Here is a 14,871-nt window from a genome sequence, read left to right as displayed (position 1 = left end):
GCTATGCTGGTCTACTGTACAGTCAATCCGATATAAAAACGATACCTTGAGAGGAAAAGTTGTTTTTCGTAGCATCTGTCGGCGTAGGCACAGCACCCAAGAAAAACAACGTTTCATTGAGCGACTTGATAGCCATGTATCTGTTTTACTTGGACTCGACTATGTTTGACGGTACTACTGAGTTGATGGGCTAAATAAAATCGTTATATCAACCCCTTTCGTTTCATATTGCGATAAACCACAAACACGATAACGATATTTGAGATCAGTATCGCAAGCTTAAACCAATCAAACGGGCGTGCTAGCAAATAGTAAATCTCGATAGGTATAAATATGCCATAGCCCAGCACACCAAACCAATACGCCCATGTCTTATCTTGCCACAAGCCATACGCCTCCAAAAAACGCAAGCTGGCGTACGCAACGATCAGTAGCAAAAACATGGGCCAGTTTTTACTGGCCTGCTGAGCAATGCGCACCGCACTTTCGATCTGCGGCGCTAGCAGCTGACCGAAGCTTTGCTGCCAAGCGTCATTTGCATGGCTTAACCAATATTCAAGGCTTGCATGCCATAACCATAACGCCCCAGCGCCAAGAATAGCCCCCGTCCCTTTGACCACCTCATAGATGGCCACTGCTTTGATAGATTCACTGGCGGTGCTCGCCGACTTGTGTGATCTGTGGGGCGCATGAGAAGAGCCATCCTCGACAGATGGCGGCAAACGATCATCTGATCGAGGCAGATTAGCCAAAGAAAGTCTCCACGACGCGGCCTTGCAACTGCTGGTTAAAGAATGGCGTGTTTTTGCCGTTTGAGAGCATAGACTCTTTGGTGACTTGCCATTTTAGTGTAGGATCGACCAATACCGCGCCACCGATGTGCTCATACTGCTCACTGATGCCTGCGATTTTAGCAGGATTGAGACAGATTTTATCTACCAGTTGCTCGAGCGTTAAGACCTCGTCGTGTACCAACTGACAAGCCAGCGCCATAAAGGTATCAAAATTTGAGATACCAGGAGTGCTCTCAGCAAACGGGGCTTTTTTGGCAGTGCTATTGAGTGGCTCATGATGGCTACAGATGGCATCGATGGTCCCGTCTTTTAGGCCACGGCGGATGGCTTGCTGATCGGTATTACTACGCAGCGGCGGCAGCACATACGCTTGGGCGTTAAAACCTTCCAAATTATCATCGGTCAAATAAAGCTGATGCATGGCCACATCACACGTGACAGGCAAGCCCTTATCTTTTGCCCAGCGCATCAGCTCAATCGAAGACTTGCAAGACAGCTGGCTAAAGTGAGCGGCAATGCCTGTTTCTTCCACCATCAGCAGCTGCGTAGACAAAGCCACTGTCTCAGCGATCCACGGGATACCTTGTAAGCCATGATAAGATGCAATATAGCCCTCATGCGCCACCCCTTCTCCCGCCAGACTTGGCTCATTGGGATAAAAGAATACCTTCATACCAAACGTGGCCGCGTACTCAAGCGTACGTAGCAGCACCAGATCATTGCTAAAGGGTCTGCGAGCATTAGAAACCGCGATGCAGCCGCCTTTTTTTAGGCCAGCGATGTTAGAGGGGCGCTCACCTTCTAGACCTGCCGTCAATGCGCCTAAAATATGCAAATGAATGCCGCCATCGCTCAGCGCACGCTCGCGTAGGCCTTTTAATAATGAGCCGTTTTCTAAAATGGGGGTCGTGTCGGGCGGAATGACCACATGCAAAAACCCATTGCCACGCGCCGCCGACCCTTCTGACTGTAAGGTGCCATGCTGCTGCTGACCTGGCTCGCGCAAACGCGCGCACAAATCAACCAATGGTGGGAGCAGCCACATCTCGCGCCCCGCCTCTAAGCTTGCGAGCTTATCATAGACGGTACTTGGTAATGATTGTTTGATGGCAGCCGGCAGGTGGTCAAATATCGGCGCATCTGTATTGAGTGTAGTAGACATGAGCGTTATTACCGTATCGATAAAATGAAAATAAAAAAGAGTAAAATAATCGTTTGGCCTTTATAGGCGAGACGCCTGATGGGCGCGCTGACCTTCCATGGCCAATGCCAACACCGCCATACGAATCGCAATACCATTATTCACCTGCTTTAAGATGACCGACTGAGCGCCATCAGCCACGCTTGAGGCAATCTCTACCCCGCGGTTCATCGGCCCTGGGTGCATGACGAGGGCATCAGGCTTGGCCAATGCCACCCGCTCTGGGGTGATGCCATAATGTTTGTAGTACTCGCTAGATGATGCCAGTAGCGGCGAGCCAATACGCTCATTTTGAATTCTCAAGCCCATGATGACATCACAATCGCTGACGCACGCATTCATGTCTTCATAGACCTTGACACCATACCGTTCAATACCTTTTGGCAGTAAGGTACGCGGTGCGCAGACACGAATGTCTTTTACGCCTAAGGTCTGCAGCGCACTGATGTCCGAGCGAGCTACCCGAGAGTGTTTGATATCACCAATAATGGCTACTGATAGCGCCTCAAACGGCCGCGGTGCTTCGCGATGAATCGTCAGCATGTCGAGCATACCTTGAGTCGGATGCGCATGCCAGCCATCCCCACCATTGATGATAGCAATATCAGGCGTCACCTCTGTCGCCATAAAGTGCGCTGCACCCGAGGCCGAATGACGCACCACAAAGATATCTGCTGTCATGGCTTGCAGATTCCACAAGGTATCGCGTAGGCTCTCGCCTTTTTTGGTACTAGAGCGTTCGATATCGATATTGAGCACATTGGCACCAAGACGTTTTTCGGCCACTTCAAAGGTCGTACGGGTACGCGTCGATGGTTCAAAAAATAAGTTCATCACCGTATAGCCGTCAAGCTCAGGACGGTTAATCAGTTGCCCATTTTCATCAAAAAAAGTCTCTGCTTTGGCGATGATTGCTTGCAGCTGAGCCTTATTGAGTCCTTCTACGCCCAAAAAGTGACGAATACGATTGTCTGCATTGAGCTGCGGACGACTCAATGAGCTATTGAGCCTTTGATGAATGGTATTGGGGTCAAACTTGGCATAATCAGTGGGTGAGACCGACTGCGTTAAGGGACTATCGATAGAGTTTGGCATAAGGACACGTCTTTATTGTGAGTTGATATGAGGCTATATGAAGGACTATATAAGATACGACCATAATACACAGCCCGTCAGTCTTTATTGGCTTTTATTCGATCATTTGGTGTTGGCATGGGCAGACACGGGGACTTTTTAGCACTTATTTGCTACAATTTACCCTAATGACACAAGCGTCTTATCGGTGAGATATCTTGTCGCCTTTAGGACGCCGCCGAGTCAAACCATAAATCATTAACAATGCACATAGTGTAGCTGATTTTGTGGTCAGGACAAAGACGCGCTATCAGCTATTTCAAAATTTGCTTAGCCGTTGAGCGATGGCCACGACATCTTTTTATCATGATCCGTTTTTTTTATCTCTTCATATAACTTATCAGGAAGCCTTATGAGCACCTTAGCAAATTATCTAGACGCGCATGCTAAAGACCCTGCGCTTAGCGACGTAATCACCACCGTGACGGAGGTGGGTAAGACCATCTCTGGGCTGCTCAAAAAAGGCGCGCTCGCCGATATCTTGGGCGAAGCGGGCAATCAAAACGTCCAAGGCGAAGAGCAAAAAAAACTAGACGTGCTGGCCAATGACTTACTGCTGGACGCCTTAGCAAAAAACACTCACTGCGCAGGCGTTGCCTCAGAAGAGTTAGATGATGCCACCCCTGCCAATGCAAATGGCAGCCTATTGGTGTTGTTTGACCCGCTCGACGGCTCATCAAACATCGACATCAACATGGCGGTTGGCACCATTTTTTCTATCTTACCGTATGAGCGTCAAGGGCAGAACAGCGAAAACAGTGACTTTTTGCAAGCGGGCAATAAGCAGCTGGCAGCCGGTTACTTGCTATATGGCACCTCTACGGTGCTGGCACTGACCATCGCTGATAATGTGGTTATGTTTAGCCTAGACCCAGACAGTGGCGACTATATTCTTATCAATGACCATGTGCAAATCGCCGCCGATACCAGCGAATATGCTATTAATGCTTCCAATTATCGCTACTGGCTGGCGCCGATGCAGCAATATATCGATGAGCTTATCGCGGGCAAGACGGGCGTTCGCGGCCGTGATTTTAATACGCGCTGGGTCGCTGCAATGGTCGGCGATGTTCATCGCATTTTATGCCGCGGTGGTCTCTTTACTTATCCGTTCGACACCAAATACCCTAACAAGGCAGGTAAGCTGCGTTTGATGTATGAAGCCAATCCGATGAGTTTGCTGATTGAGCGGGCAGGCGGCGCGGCGACAGATGCCATCAACCGTATTTTGGATATCGAGCCGACTGACATTCACCAGCGTGTGCCGGTGGTATTAGGCAGCAAAAACGAAGTCAACTATGTCAAAGACTTGCACGTACAGCACGCTCACTCATAAGCTTGACCCATCGGTTTATCGCAATCAGGATAACACTTGTTTTGTTTAATGGCACCTTATCCTGATTGATTCACTTATATTTTTCTCTAAGCGATCTATTATGGTAGCAAACCCCACCGAGCTGATTACCTCAGATAAGAATAATACCGTCAAGCTGGTCAAAGGTTTGTTGACGCAAGCCCGCCAGCGCAAAAAACACAGCCAGACCGTACTCGAAGGCGTACATTTGATTGATGCTGCATTGCGTAGTGATTATCCGTTTGCCCAAATCCTGCTGGCTGAATCAGCGCATACGCATCCTGAGGTTGGGCAACTATTGACGCGCCTACCAAGTCATACGCCGATCATAACGCTATCAGACTCGCTGTACGAGAGTATTCGTAGTCTCGGTACGGGTATCGACATCATGGCGCTGATTACCATACCCACGCCCAGCTTACCGATGCTTGCAGAGGATTGTTTGATCCTCAATGACGTACAAGACAGTGGCAATGTGGGCACCTTGCTACGCACAGCAGCAGCGGTTGGTATCCCTCATGTTTTATGCACCAGCGCGACGGCGCAGGCTTGGTCGCCTAAGACCTTGCGAGCAGGGATGGGCGCACAGTTTGCCCTACATATCTATGAAGGCTTGAGTATTCAAGACATTTTAGATCATGTACAAGCGCCGTTATTTGCCACCAGCTCCCACACTGATACGCTTATTTATCAGCACGATTTGACCCAGCCTATCGCTTGGATTATGGGTCATGAGGGTCAAGGGGTGTCTGCCGAGCTGATGCAATGCGCCACGCCCATTGCCCTACCACAGCCCAATGGTCAAGAGAGCTTAAATGTGGCTATCGCAGGGTCGCTGTGTCTATACGAGACGTTACGGCAAAGACAGTATAACTAAACCTCCTTAAACTTCACGCTAGAAACTTCACACTAGCTGACGTAAGGGTTTGCTCGTAGCCATTTAGTAGCTAAAAACTTCGTGCCTTTATTTACTGGCATGCCTGCGTGTAAGCTTAAAGGTTCGATACTGCCGTCAAACTTGGTGTTAGCAAAATATAATGCCATACCCTTTTTTGGTCTGACTTCTAGATTTATCTTTGGAAAGTTAGTACCGCCACCCGCCTCGACATCCGATAGATACATCAGCAAAGTACCGACGCGTTGACCACCTTTACCGATGTTTTTTTGATAATTTGCGTTTTTAGGATCAAAAAAATCATAATGTGGGCGATATTCTTGGCCCTTACCATATTTTAAAACCTGTAACCCTTCTCCATGAACCACTGGCCAATGTAATAGGGCTGCTATCCTATTTTCTATTGTCGTTATCAAAGGCGTAGCACCGCGCTGGAAGCCGTGGCTTTTACTGGTTCTAGCATCGTGCTCTGCAAAAGTACCATCGACAGGGCTCACAATTCGAGAGTCTCGCATATTCCCTTCAGCACTGCTTATCAGTTGATCACACTCTTTATGACTTAAGAAGCCTTCGATGACGGCGACAAAGGGAGGGTAAAAAGTCGATGCCAGTTTCACCGTCTTATCCGGCAGCACTATCGAGTTATGGCTCATATCCATATAAGGAATATTGATCGTACCTGATTGCTGCGACATTAGCTCATAGGCTGCGCCATAAAAACCTCTCTCAAAAAGCGTATTAATGATTTTATGATAAGCGACGCCGCGATTTATATTGTTTGCGATCCACTGCTGCCAAGTCGGTTCTAACTGTAAAATTGCATTCATACTGATTCTCTACCTTCTCGTCCGTGATAATTACCTCAATAGCATTGTAGAGTCATATAGTAGACTAAACATAGCCTCTATCCAATAACCCCACCCTAACTAACACTACTTCAAACTACTATAAAGCGGATTTTTATAAATTATAAGGTCGACTCAATATACAATCTTAGTCCAATAATCAGCTCAATAAAAAGCCCCGCTATATGATAGCAGGGCTTATATAATACAAATTAAGTTTCTCATTAGTCAAAAGCGTTAATCTTTATACTTTGCTAGTCAATTCAGGTAAAGCTTCAAACAAATCTGCTTCTAAGAAGTAATCAGCAACGCTAGCGATTGGCGCTTCTGGGTCATTGTTGATCGCCACGATGACTTTAGAGTCTTTCATACCGGCCAAATGCTGAATTGCACCTGAGATACCAGCTGCGATATATAGCTGCGGCGCAACGATCTTACCGGTTTGACCGACCTGCATATCGTTTGGTACATAGCCTGCATCCACAGCGGCACGTGATGCGCCAACTGCAGCGCCTAGCTTGTCAGCTAATGGCTCGATGTATTTGGTGAAGTTCTCACCGTTTGCCAATGCACGGCCACCAGAGACAACGATACTCGCTGACGTCAGCTCAGGACGGTCAGATTGCGCCATCTCTTCATTGACAAAGCTTGCTTTGCCCGTCTCTTGCACACTGTCAATAGTCTCAACCGTCGCCGAGCCGCCTTCAGCAGCTACTGGATCGAACGCTGTGGTACGAACCGTAACGACCACTTTATCTTCTGACGTCTTCACGGTAGCGGTCGCGTTACCAGCATAGATAGGACGCTCAAAGGTTTGCGCATCTACGACTGCTGAGATTTCAGAGATCATGCTCACATCTAGCAATGCGGCCACACGTGGCATAAAGTTTTTGCCAGTGGTGGTCGCTGCAGCAACGATATGGCTATAATCGCCGGCCACATCAGCAACCAATAGAGCCACATTACCCGCTAATTGGTGCTCATATGCTGCGTTGTCTGCCAGTAATACTTTGGTCACGCCTTCAGCTTTTGCTGCTTCATCAGCGACCGCTTGCGCGCCGCTACCTGCGACCAATACATGAACGTCATCGCCCATTTGTTTTGCTGCTGCGATGGTGTTCAAAGTTGCCTTTTTTAGACTGGCATTGTCATGTTCTGCATATACCAAAATTGCCATTGTTTTAATCCTTTATTTGTTCGTATCATCGATTCATGAAGGGGTTTGTGTACAACGTGGTCTATATGGCCCTATGACTTGTCTTTATAGACGCAAATTTATAGACGTAGCCTTGTACACAATGTGCCGCCGCGAAGTATCCAATCATTAAGACATTAGATTACTTTTGCTTCATTTTTTAGCTTATCGACCAACTCATCAACAGAGCCCACTGTGATACCAGCTTTGCGTTCAGCAGGTGGTACGACTTTGATAATCTCTTGCTTAGATGCCATATCTACACCAAAATCAGCTGGCGTTTTTTCATCAAGCGGTTTTTTCTTCGCTTTCATGATGTTTGGCAATTTAGCATAACGTGGCTCATTCAAACGCAAGTCAGTGGTGATGACTGCTGGCAAATCAAGCGCAACCGTCTGCAAGCCGCCATCGATTTCGCGAGTGACGTTTACTTTATCGCCTTCGACTTTTACTTCTGATGCAAAGGTACCCTGACCGATACCCATCAATGCCGCTAGCATCTGACCTGTTTGGTTGTTGTCATCATCGATCGCTTGTTTACCCAAAAGAACAATATCGGTGCTTTCGCTTTCGGCGATATTTTTTAGGATTTTAGCGACTTGTAGAGGGTATGGCTTGTCGTCAGTCAATACTAAAACACCACGATCTGCACCCAGTGCCAAGGCCGCACGAATCTGCTCTTGTGACTCTTTAGGACCAATAGAGGCAACAATAATCTCGTCAATGACGCCAGCTTCTTTTAGACGAACTGCTTCTTCTACTGCAATCTCGTCAAAAGGGTTGATTGACATCTTAGTGTTTGATAAGTCAACGCCAGAGTTATCAGCTTTTACACGAACTTTTACGTTGTAATCAATGACACGCTTGACCGCTACTAATGCTTTCATACGTTCCTCGTTTATTAATGTTATGAATTAAAAAATTGCCAATTAAGAACCAAAGGTTCATGGTTATTCAAACTGTCGTTCAAAATACTACTCAAGGTTTATACTGCGTCAATAGATAGTAGTTAATTAAGAGAGATGAAACAATACCAAAACGCATATTTGTCGCATATTTCTTATTAATAAAATCCACTAAGGCTAAGCCCGCCGCTATTATCAGACCTACGTATCTTGCGTGAGCACAGGCCCAAGGTCAAGACAACGCCGTGAATAATGCGTCATAAATTTGTCACCATTCTATAATAAATAGTTTATAAACGCACAATTTCACCCTGATGTCCTCTTCCTTTTTTTGACCTCAAGCTTTATTCTTCACTCTGTTATAGCATTGCTAGCATACAGCTTGCTTAAGGCTTTGTTATGACTTCTTACCCTACCAGTGTTTGGCGCGCCATTGCTCATCAAAGCAGCCTGAGCTTAGCTTGACTCATGGTGGCTCGGTCTCATCAACAGCTCGCTGTCACGTATGTCATCAAACAACGCCCAGTCAGGCGGGACATCATTGTTTTTTATGACGCTCATGTCTCCTGTCGTCTCCATAATCACCGCAAACACTTCTGTCTTGGACTTTAGGCCATTTTTGCGCAGCACTTCTTGTACATCACTGGTGCTTAAATTTGCCTCGGCCAAATTGTCTGCAAAATACTCGCCGTGAGCCATCAGTATAATGGCTTTATTGTCAATCAACGATTTGAGTGGTTTGACCTTGCGCCTGATCATAGAAATCAGCCCTTGCATGACAAATAACACCGCCACAGCAAATAGACCCTGCATCAGTGATGGCGAGTCAGACAACACCGTAGAGGCTAAAATACTACCGATAGCAACCGTCATGGCAAAGTCGTGACTAGATAGTTTTGAAAAACTGCGCAGCCCCATCAAGCGAATAAAGAGCATCAAGCCCACATAAAACCCCGCAGCAGATAAAGATATGCCCACCAGCTGCTGCCAATCGATCGAAAACCATGTCTGCCACTTCATAAATCAACCTTATATCGCTATTCTCAATCAATCCTATATCGTAAATAACCGAAAAACAAACCCCACAAAAAAAGCAACCTGATAAGAGGTTGCTTTTTTTTAAAGTCTAAACAGTATTTTTATTGTTTTTATAAACAAAAAGTATATGCATATCGTCACTCTCACTGTCATCGAGCGTACTGAACATCAGTGTGCCCAAACAGCAAAGAGATTATAGTGCTTCGATTTGCTCAGCTTGTGGACCTTTTTTGCCCTCACCTAAGATGAACGACACTTTTTGGCCTTCGGCTAGAGTTTTGAAACCGCTACCTTGGATGGCGCTGTAGTGAGCGAATACGTCTTGTCCGCCGTTGTCTTGAGCGATAAAACCAAAACCTTTAGCTTCATTAAACCACTTTACAGTGCCTTCAACTTTATCTGACATAAATTTTCCTAACTCTTTAACTGTTGGCGAGACTGGTGTCGTCACCGATTAATTGATATATACCCAAATAACTTTTGTTGCAGCGGACTGGCAAAAACCACCAAGCCCCTGTTAAATAAAGCAAAGTTATTGCTTTAAATCCTCTGGGTACAAGCCGATTATAACAGCTTTTCCTAACGGCAACAGCTTAAATTGATGATTTTTGTAAATAGTTATGAGGAATAAAAACCAATGATCACCGGCAGTACTGATACAACATAATTATTTGATAACAAAGGGATTATCAATAATAACATCAACTGCTTTCATTATGATTGACGTTACTTTTATTTGGCTATCCTCTAATTCTTCTAATCATCTTTCTAACGAGATAACTAAATAGCCCCCTAACCTTGCGATATCGGGAGCCATGGCGCACTTAGTACCAATAGACAAAGCGCAAAAAATATCAATGAAAACGACTGGCTATAAGCGATGTATTTGGCCGGAACCACCAAATCCTTCGGTGAGTCTGGAATGCCCTTACGTTTGAGCAGGCGTGTGCCATAGACCCAGCCAAAGGTGGTATAGATACCATAGGCCGCTGGGACGGTAATGGCCAGTGGTGTTAGGTCTATGGCATAGAGCATGACAACAGAGACAAAAAACCACGATGTATCCAATAATGAGCTGATCTGAAAAAACTTTGATTTGGGCAGTTTGCCGTCTGTTTTTTTGAGCATCTCCCCTTCTATCCAAATCAAGACTGCTACCACAGCGCTCAGAGTAATGTAAACGAATTGCGGCGTTAGCCAGTCAGGATAAGATATTTGCACAACAGACAACCTGTATTCTAGAAAAAAGAAGCACTTTGCGACAATAAGACAAAGACAAAAAAAGACTGATGGCGGCAACCATCAACAAAAAATGCGCGGCAGCTAACTGCTATACGCACCGACTACCATCACTATTAGCCACCATAATTAAGACCGTAATGCCTGCCTATATTGGGCAGCGTTTTTTGTTTTTCAACCCATATCATTTATTCTTAGCCCATATCCACCTACAAAAAACCCATGCTATCTATTGATAACATGGGTTTGTCTCACGCAGCCAGTCTAAAGATAGCGCATATGGCTACTTATAAGCGTAGGCTTAGTGCTTTGGTTTAGTTTTTGTCTTTATCGATGATCTTGTTACCACCGATCCATGGCATCATAGCACGCAGTTTGGCACCAGTGATTTCGATTTGATGCTCAGCGTTGTTACGGCGACGGGCAGTCATTGATGGGTAGTTGGTCGCGCCTTCAGAGATAAACATTTTCGCGTACTCACCAGACTGGATGCGTTTTAGGGCATTGCGCATGGCTTCACGTGATTGCTCGTTGATGACCTCTGTACCAGTGACGTATTCGCCGTATTCTGCGTTGTTACTGATTGAGTAGTTCATGTCAGCGATACCGCCTTCATACATGAGGTCGACGATAAGCTTTAGCTCATGCAAGCACTCAAAATAGGCCATTTCTGGCGCGTAACCTGCTTCAGTTAGCGTCTCAAAGCCCATTTTGACCAGCTCTACTGCGCCGCCACAAAGCACTGCTTGCTCACCGAATAGATCGGTTTCTGTCTCATCTTTAAACGTCGTCTCGATGATACCCGAGCGGCCACCACCCACGCCTGCTGCATAAGATAGCGCCAACTGCTTGGCTTGACCGGATGCGTCTTGGTAAACTGCGATAAGATCAGGGATACCGCCGCCTTTGGTGAACTCTGAGCGAACAGTATGACCTGGCGCTTTTGGTGCGACCATGATGACATCAAGATCACCGCGCGGCACTACTTGGTTGTAATGAATGGCAAAACCGTGCGCGAAAGCTAAGGTAGCGCCCTCTTTGATGTTGGGTTCGATTACTTCATTATAAAGCTCTTTTTGGAACTCATCAGGCGTCAAAATCATGACAACGTCGGCCGCTTTTACCGCTTCTTCGACTTCAGCGACTTTTAGACCAGCATTTTCAGCTTTTTTCCATGATCCCGAGTTGGCACGTAGGCCCACGGTGACATCGACGTCTGAGTCTTGTAGGTTCAGCGCGTGGGCGTGACCTTGTGAGCCGTAGCCAATGATGGCCACTTTTTTGCCTTGGATAATCGATAGATCACAATCTTTATCATAATAAACGTTCATAAATAGAGTCCTTTTCCTCAATCATGGCGTGCCATGGATAGTAAGCGCTCCTACTTCAACCATTCTCGTAGAGTGTGGGCTAAGATGAGCGCGCTGTTGATAATAAACTATATTGTTTACAGTATTAGTCACTACTGCCGACTAAAGACTTAGGGTTTTTTCTCCACGTGCGATACCGATGACGCCTGAGCGAACCACTTCCATAATACGCTCGCGGCCAATCACATCGATAAAGCCGTCGAGCTTGGCTTTATCACCGACGATTTGGATGGTATATAGATTGGATGTCACATCCACGATTTGTGCGCGGAAGATATCAGCACTACGCTTAATTTCCTCGCGTACGCTGCCAGTCGCGCGCACTTTGATCAGCATCAGCTCACGCTCGACATGGACATTATCCGTCAGATTCAGTACCTTAACCACTTCGATTAATTTATGCAATTGTTTCGTGATTTGCTCGATTCGCTCAGGTGAGGTAATGGTCGTCACGGTCAGACGCGAGATACTTGGGTCATCAGTGGGCGCGACGTTTAGCGTCTCGATGTTATAGCCACGCTGGGAAAACAAGCCGACCAACCGCGACAACGAACCCGCTTCGTTTTCCATCAATACCGAAATCAGATGTTGTTGTTGCATTAGGTGCGCTCCCCTTTTGTTAACCACATATCACGCATGGATTGACCCGCGATTTGCATTGGATATACATGCTCATGACGATCGACATAAACATCGATAAATACCAGTCTGTCTTTGATTGCCATGGCTTCGGCCAGCTGAGCCTCCATCGTCGCAGGATCGGTGATTTTGATACCGACGTGACCATAGCTCTCTGCCAACTTCACAAAATCTGGTAGTGAATTCATATAAGACTGTGCGTGACGGCCTTCATACAGCATGTCTTGCCACTGCTTAACCATACCCAGCTGAGCATTGTTTAGGTTTAATATTTTGACAGGTAGATTGTATTGCAAGCAAGTCGATAGCTCTTGGATATTCATCTGAATAGAGCCTTCACCAGTGATGCACACCACATCGCGCTCAGGCCTTGCAAGCTTGGCCGCCATTGCATAAGGCAGTCCTACACCCATGGTGCCAAGACCACCTGAGTTTAACCATTGACGCGGCTCATCATAGGTATAATATAAAGCGGCAAACATCTGATGCTGACCGACGTCACTGGTGATAATGGCTTTGCCATCTGTCACTTTGCACAGAGCTTGGACGACGCTTTGCGGCTTGATACCTTCATCGGTACTGGTATCGTAGCGCAAGCCATGACGCGTACGCCACTCGTTGATTTGCGACCACCAATCTTGCAAGGCGTGCTGCTCAAGCTCTTTGTCATCACCGATGATACCTAGCATATCTGTCAAGACCGCCTTGACATCCCCGACGATTGGAATATGGGCATTGATCGTCTTAGAAATAGAAGCCGGATCGATATCGATATGGATAACCGTCGCATTTGGACAGAATTTTTTGACGTTATTGGTCACGCGATCATCGAAGCGTGCGCCAATTGCCAAGATGACATCCGCGTGGTGCATGGTCATGTTGGCCTCATAAGTGCCATGCATACCTAGCATACCTAAGAACTGACGATCGGAGCCTGGGAAGGTGCCAAGCCCCATCAAGGTATTGGTCACAGGTAAGTTTAAACGATGAGCAAGATCGGTCAGCTCTGCGTGGGCCTTACTCCAAATCACGCCGCCGCCGGCATAGACGACAGGGCGCTGCGCTGATAATAGGGTCTCAACCGCTTTTTTGATTTGACCGCTATGGCCTTTTTGTGATGGCTGATACGAGCGCAAGAATACCTCAGCAGGATACTCGTAAGCGTACTTTTCACTAGGAGCCGTCATGTCTTTTGGCACATCGATAACCACAGGACCTGGGCGTCCAGACTGGGCGATATAAAAGGCTTTTTTGACGATCATCGGGATTTCGCTGGCATGGCGCACCTGAAAGCTGTGCTTGACGATAGGGCGTGATACGCCAACCATATCTGTTTCTTGGAAAGCGTCTTCACCAATCAAGCTGCTTGGCACCTGACCTGAAATCACCACCATCGGAACTGAATCCATAAAGGCGGTTGCGATGGCCGTCACCGTGTTGGTCGCACCAGGGCCTGAGGTGGCGAGCACCACCCCTGTCTTGCCTGTCACTCGTGAATAGGCATCTGCCATATGACCTGCGGCCTGCTCATGACGTACCAAAATATGCTCAATGGCGTCTTGTTGAAACAAAGCATCATAAATATGAAGTACCGCGCCACCCGGGTAACCAAAAATATAGTCAACCCCTTCATCGGTCAGCGATTGCACCAACATCTCAGCACCCGATAGCATCACTGGCTGCGCACTACCCTCTGCAAGACGTTGCTGTTTTTCTTCGAAGTTTTTTGCGGCATTACCCGTCTGGGTATGTCCGGTCATATTCGGACTTTGCGTGGTTTGCGTCACTGTCATCACCTTTTTTTGCGGCGAGAATTTGCGGTGTTTTATAATAAAAACCATTACCGACTGGTGTGATTTTTAGCACCATAAAACAAGCGCCAACTCTTATCCATATCAAGAATGTGTGCCCACCATACGTAAGTCATACTGTTTGGACACAGCATCAGACTCAAATACAGCAAGGTATTGAGGTCAGTTTGTGATAGGAAGTTATCGATGTACGATGACAAGATGCGAGCGCATCTATAAAAGACGCTTATTATTGAAGGGGATTACCAAGCAGCTGTTCTCAAAACCTTTGTTTTAAAAACCGTTGTTTTAAAAACTTAGCATCTGTCAGACTAACGGATGCAAAGGCGTTGACACAATATACATAAATCATCATAAACAAATCAGATAGCACTCATGGTTAGTAGCGGATAACAAGGCCGTTAAGTCCTATAACCGACTATTGATTTCGTATTATCATTACATATCAAGC

14 protein-coding genes are annotated in these 14,871 nt (G+C 46.5%); 2 read left to right on the top strand and 12 right to left on the bottom strand.

The genetic code is table 11. The annotated features are described in order from the left end of the window. Nucleotides 1-203: 203 nt before the first annotated feature. From JMX98_RS04275 to JMX98_RS04265, 3 genes are read right to left on the bottom strand one after another with little or no spacing between them, the layout of a single operon-like run. Nucleotides 204-752 carry a DUF2127 domain-containing protein gene (locus tag JMX98_RS04275; RefSeq protein ID WP_201584889.1) on the bottom strand — a complete coding sequence of 183 codons (549 nt, stop codon included), beginning with the start codon at nt 750-752 and terminating at the stop codon, nt 204-206. Beyond that, nucleotides 745-1,956 carry a dihydroorotase gene (locus JMX98_RS04270; protein ID WP_413772318.1) on the bottom strand — a complete coding sequence of 404 codons (1,212 nt, stop codon included), beginning with the start codon at nt 1,954-1,956 and terminating at the stop codon, nt 745-747. Before JMX98_RS04270 ends, JMX98_RS04275 begins: the two co-directional genes overlap by 8 nt. A gap of 60 nt (nt 1,957-2,016) precedes the next feature. Then, nucleotides 2,017-3,090 (bottom strand): aspartate carbamoyltransferase catalytic subunit, encoded by a 1,074-nt coding sequence (locus JMX98_RS04265; RefSeq protein WP_201584887.1) that lies wholly within the window; start codon nt 3,088-3,090, stop codon nt 2,017-2,019. Nucleotides 3,091-3,481: 391 nt separating this feature from the next. Between JMX98_RS04265 and JMX98_RS04260 the strand changes: the two genes are divergently transcribed. Both JMX98_RS04260 and JMX98_RS04255 read left to right on the top strand, forming a co-directional pair. After that, nucleotides 3,482-4,465 carry a class 1 fructose-bisphosphatase gene (locus tag JMX98_RS04260; RefSeq protein WP_201584885.1) on the top strand — a complete coding sequence of 328 codons (984 nt, stop codon included), beginning with the start codon at nt 3,482-3,484 and terminating at the stop codon, nt 4,463-4,465. Nucleotides 4,466-4,565: 100 nt separating this feature from the next. Beyond that, nucleotides 4,566-5,360 carry a TrmH family RNA methyltransferase gene (locus JMX98_RS04255; protein ID WP_201584883.1) on the top strand — a complete coding sequence of 265 codons (795 nt, stop codon included), beginning with the start codon at nt 4,566-4,568 and terminating at the stop codon, nt 5,358-5,360. A 32-nt stretch (nt 5,361-5,392) separates the two neighbouring features. On the opposite strand, the gene JMX98_RS04250 is transcribed toward JMX98_RS04255, so the two are convergent. The 9 genes from JMX98_RS04250 to JMX98_RS04210 form a co-directional block, all read right to left on the bottom strand. Beyond that, complete coding sequence (locus JMX98_RS04250; protein ID WP_201584881.1) at nt 5,393-6,205, bottom strand: 2OG-Fe(II) oxygenase; 813 nt, start codon at nt 6,203-6,205, stop codon at nt 5,393-5,395. Nucleotides 6,206-6,467: 262 nt separating this feature from the next. Further along, a complete protein-coding gene (locus JMX98_RS04245) occupies nt 6,468-7,400 on the bottom strand; it encodes an electron transfer flavoprotein subunit alpha/FixB family protein (RefSeq protein ID WP_201584879.1) in 933 nt (310 codons plus the stop codon). Between the two features lie 155 nt (nt 7,401-7,555). After that, nucleotides 7,556-8,305: an electron transfer flavoprotein subunit beta/FixA family protein gene (locus JMX98_RS04240; protein WP_201584877.1), complete on the bottom strand. Its 750-nt coding sequence runs from the start codon at nt 8,303-8,305 to the stop codon at nt 7,556-7,558. A 474-nt stretch (nt 8,306-8,779) separates the two neighbouring features. Beyond that, nucleotides 8,780-9,343, bottom strand: a complete 564-nt coding sequence (locus tag JMX98_RS04235) for a DUF421 domain-containing protein (protein ID WP_201584875.1) — start codon at nt 9,341-9,343, stop codon at nt 8,780-8,782. 211 nt (nt 9,344-9,554) lie between these two features. Next, nucleotides 9,555-9,767, bottom strand: coding sequence for a cold-shock protein (locus tag JMX98_RS04230; protein WP_071003179.1), 213 nt, complete (start codon nt 9,765-9,767; stop codon nt 9,555-9,557). A 386-nt stretch (nt 9,768-10,153) separates the two neighbouring features. Then, nucleotides 10,154-10,582 carry a hypothetical protein gene (locus JMX98_RS04225; protein WP_201584873.1) on the bottom strand — a complete coding sequence of 143 codons (429 nt, stop codon included), beginning with the start codon at nt 10,580-10,582 and terminating at the stop codon, nt 10,154-10,156. 332 nt (nt 10,583-10,914) lie between these two features. Then, the gene (gene ilvC, locus JMX98_RS04220; protein ID WP_105244921.1) at nt 10,915-11,931 is read right to left on the bottom strand and encodes a ketol-acid reductoisomerase; all 1,017 of its coding nucleotides are present in this window, start codon (nt 11,929-11,931) and stop codon (nt 10,915-10,917) included. A gap of 141 nt (nt 11,932-12,072) precedes the next feature. Beyond that, nucleotides 12,073-12,570, bottom strand: a complete 498-nt coding sequence (ilvN, locus tag JMX98_RS04215) for an acetolactate synthase small subunit (RefSeq protein ID WP_075102296.1) — start codon at nt 12,568-12,570, stop codon at nt 12,073-12,075. Next, entirely contained in the window at nt 12,570-14,282 is a 1,713-nt protein-coding gene (locus JMX98_RS04210; RefSeq protein ID WP_201584913.1) for an acetolactate synthase 3 large subunit, read from the bottom strand. The genes ilvN and JMX98_RS04210 overlap by 1 nt, the downstream gene beginning before the upstream one ends. Between the last annotated feature and the right edge of the window lie 589 nt (nt 14,283-14,871).

The sequence above is a fragment of the Psychrobacter sp. HII-4 genome, from assembly GCF_904846595.1.
GTDB lineage: Bacteria > Pseudomonadota > Gammaproteobacteria > Pseudomonadales > Moraxellaceae > Psychrobacter > Psychrobacter celer.
This window is presented reverse-complemented; position numbering and strand designations above follow the sequence as displayed.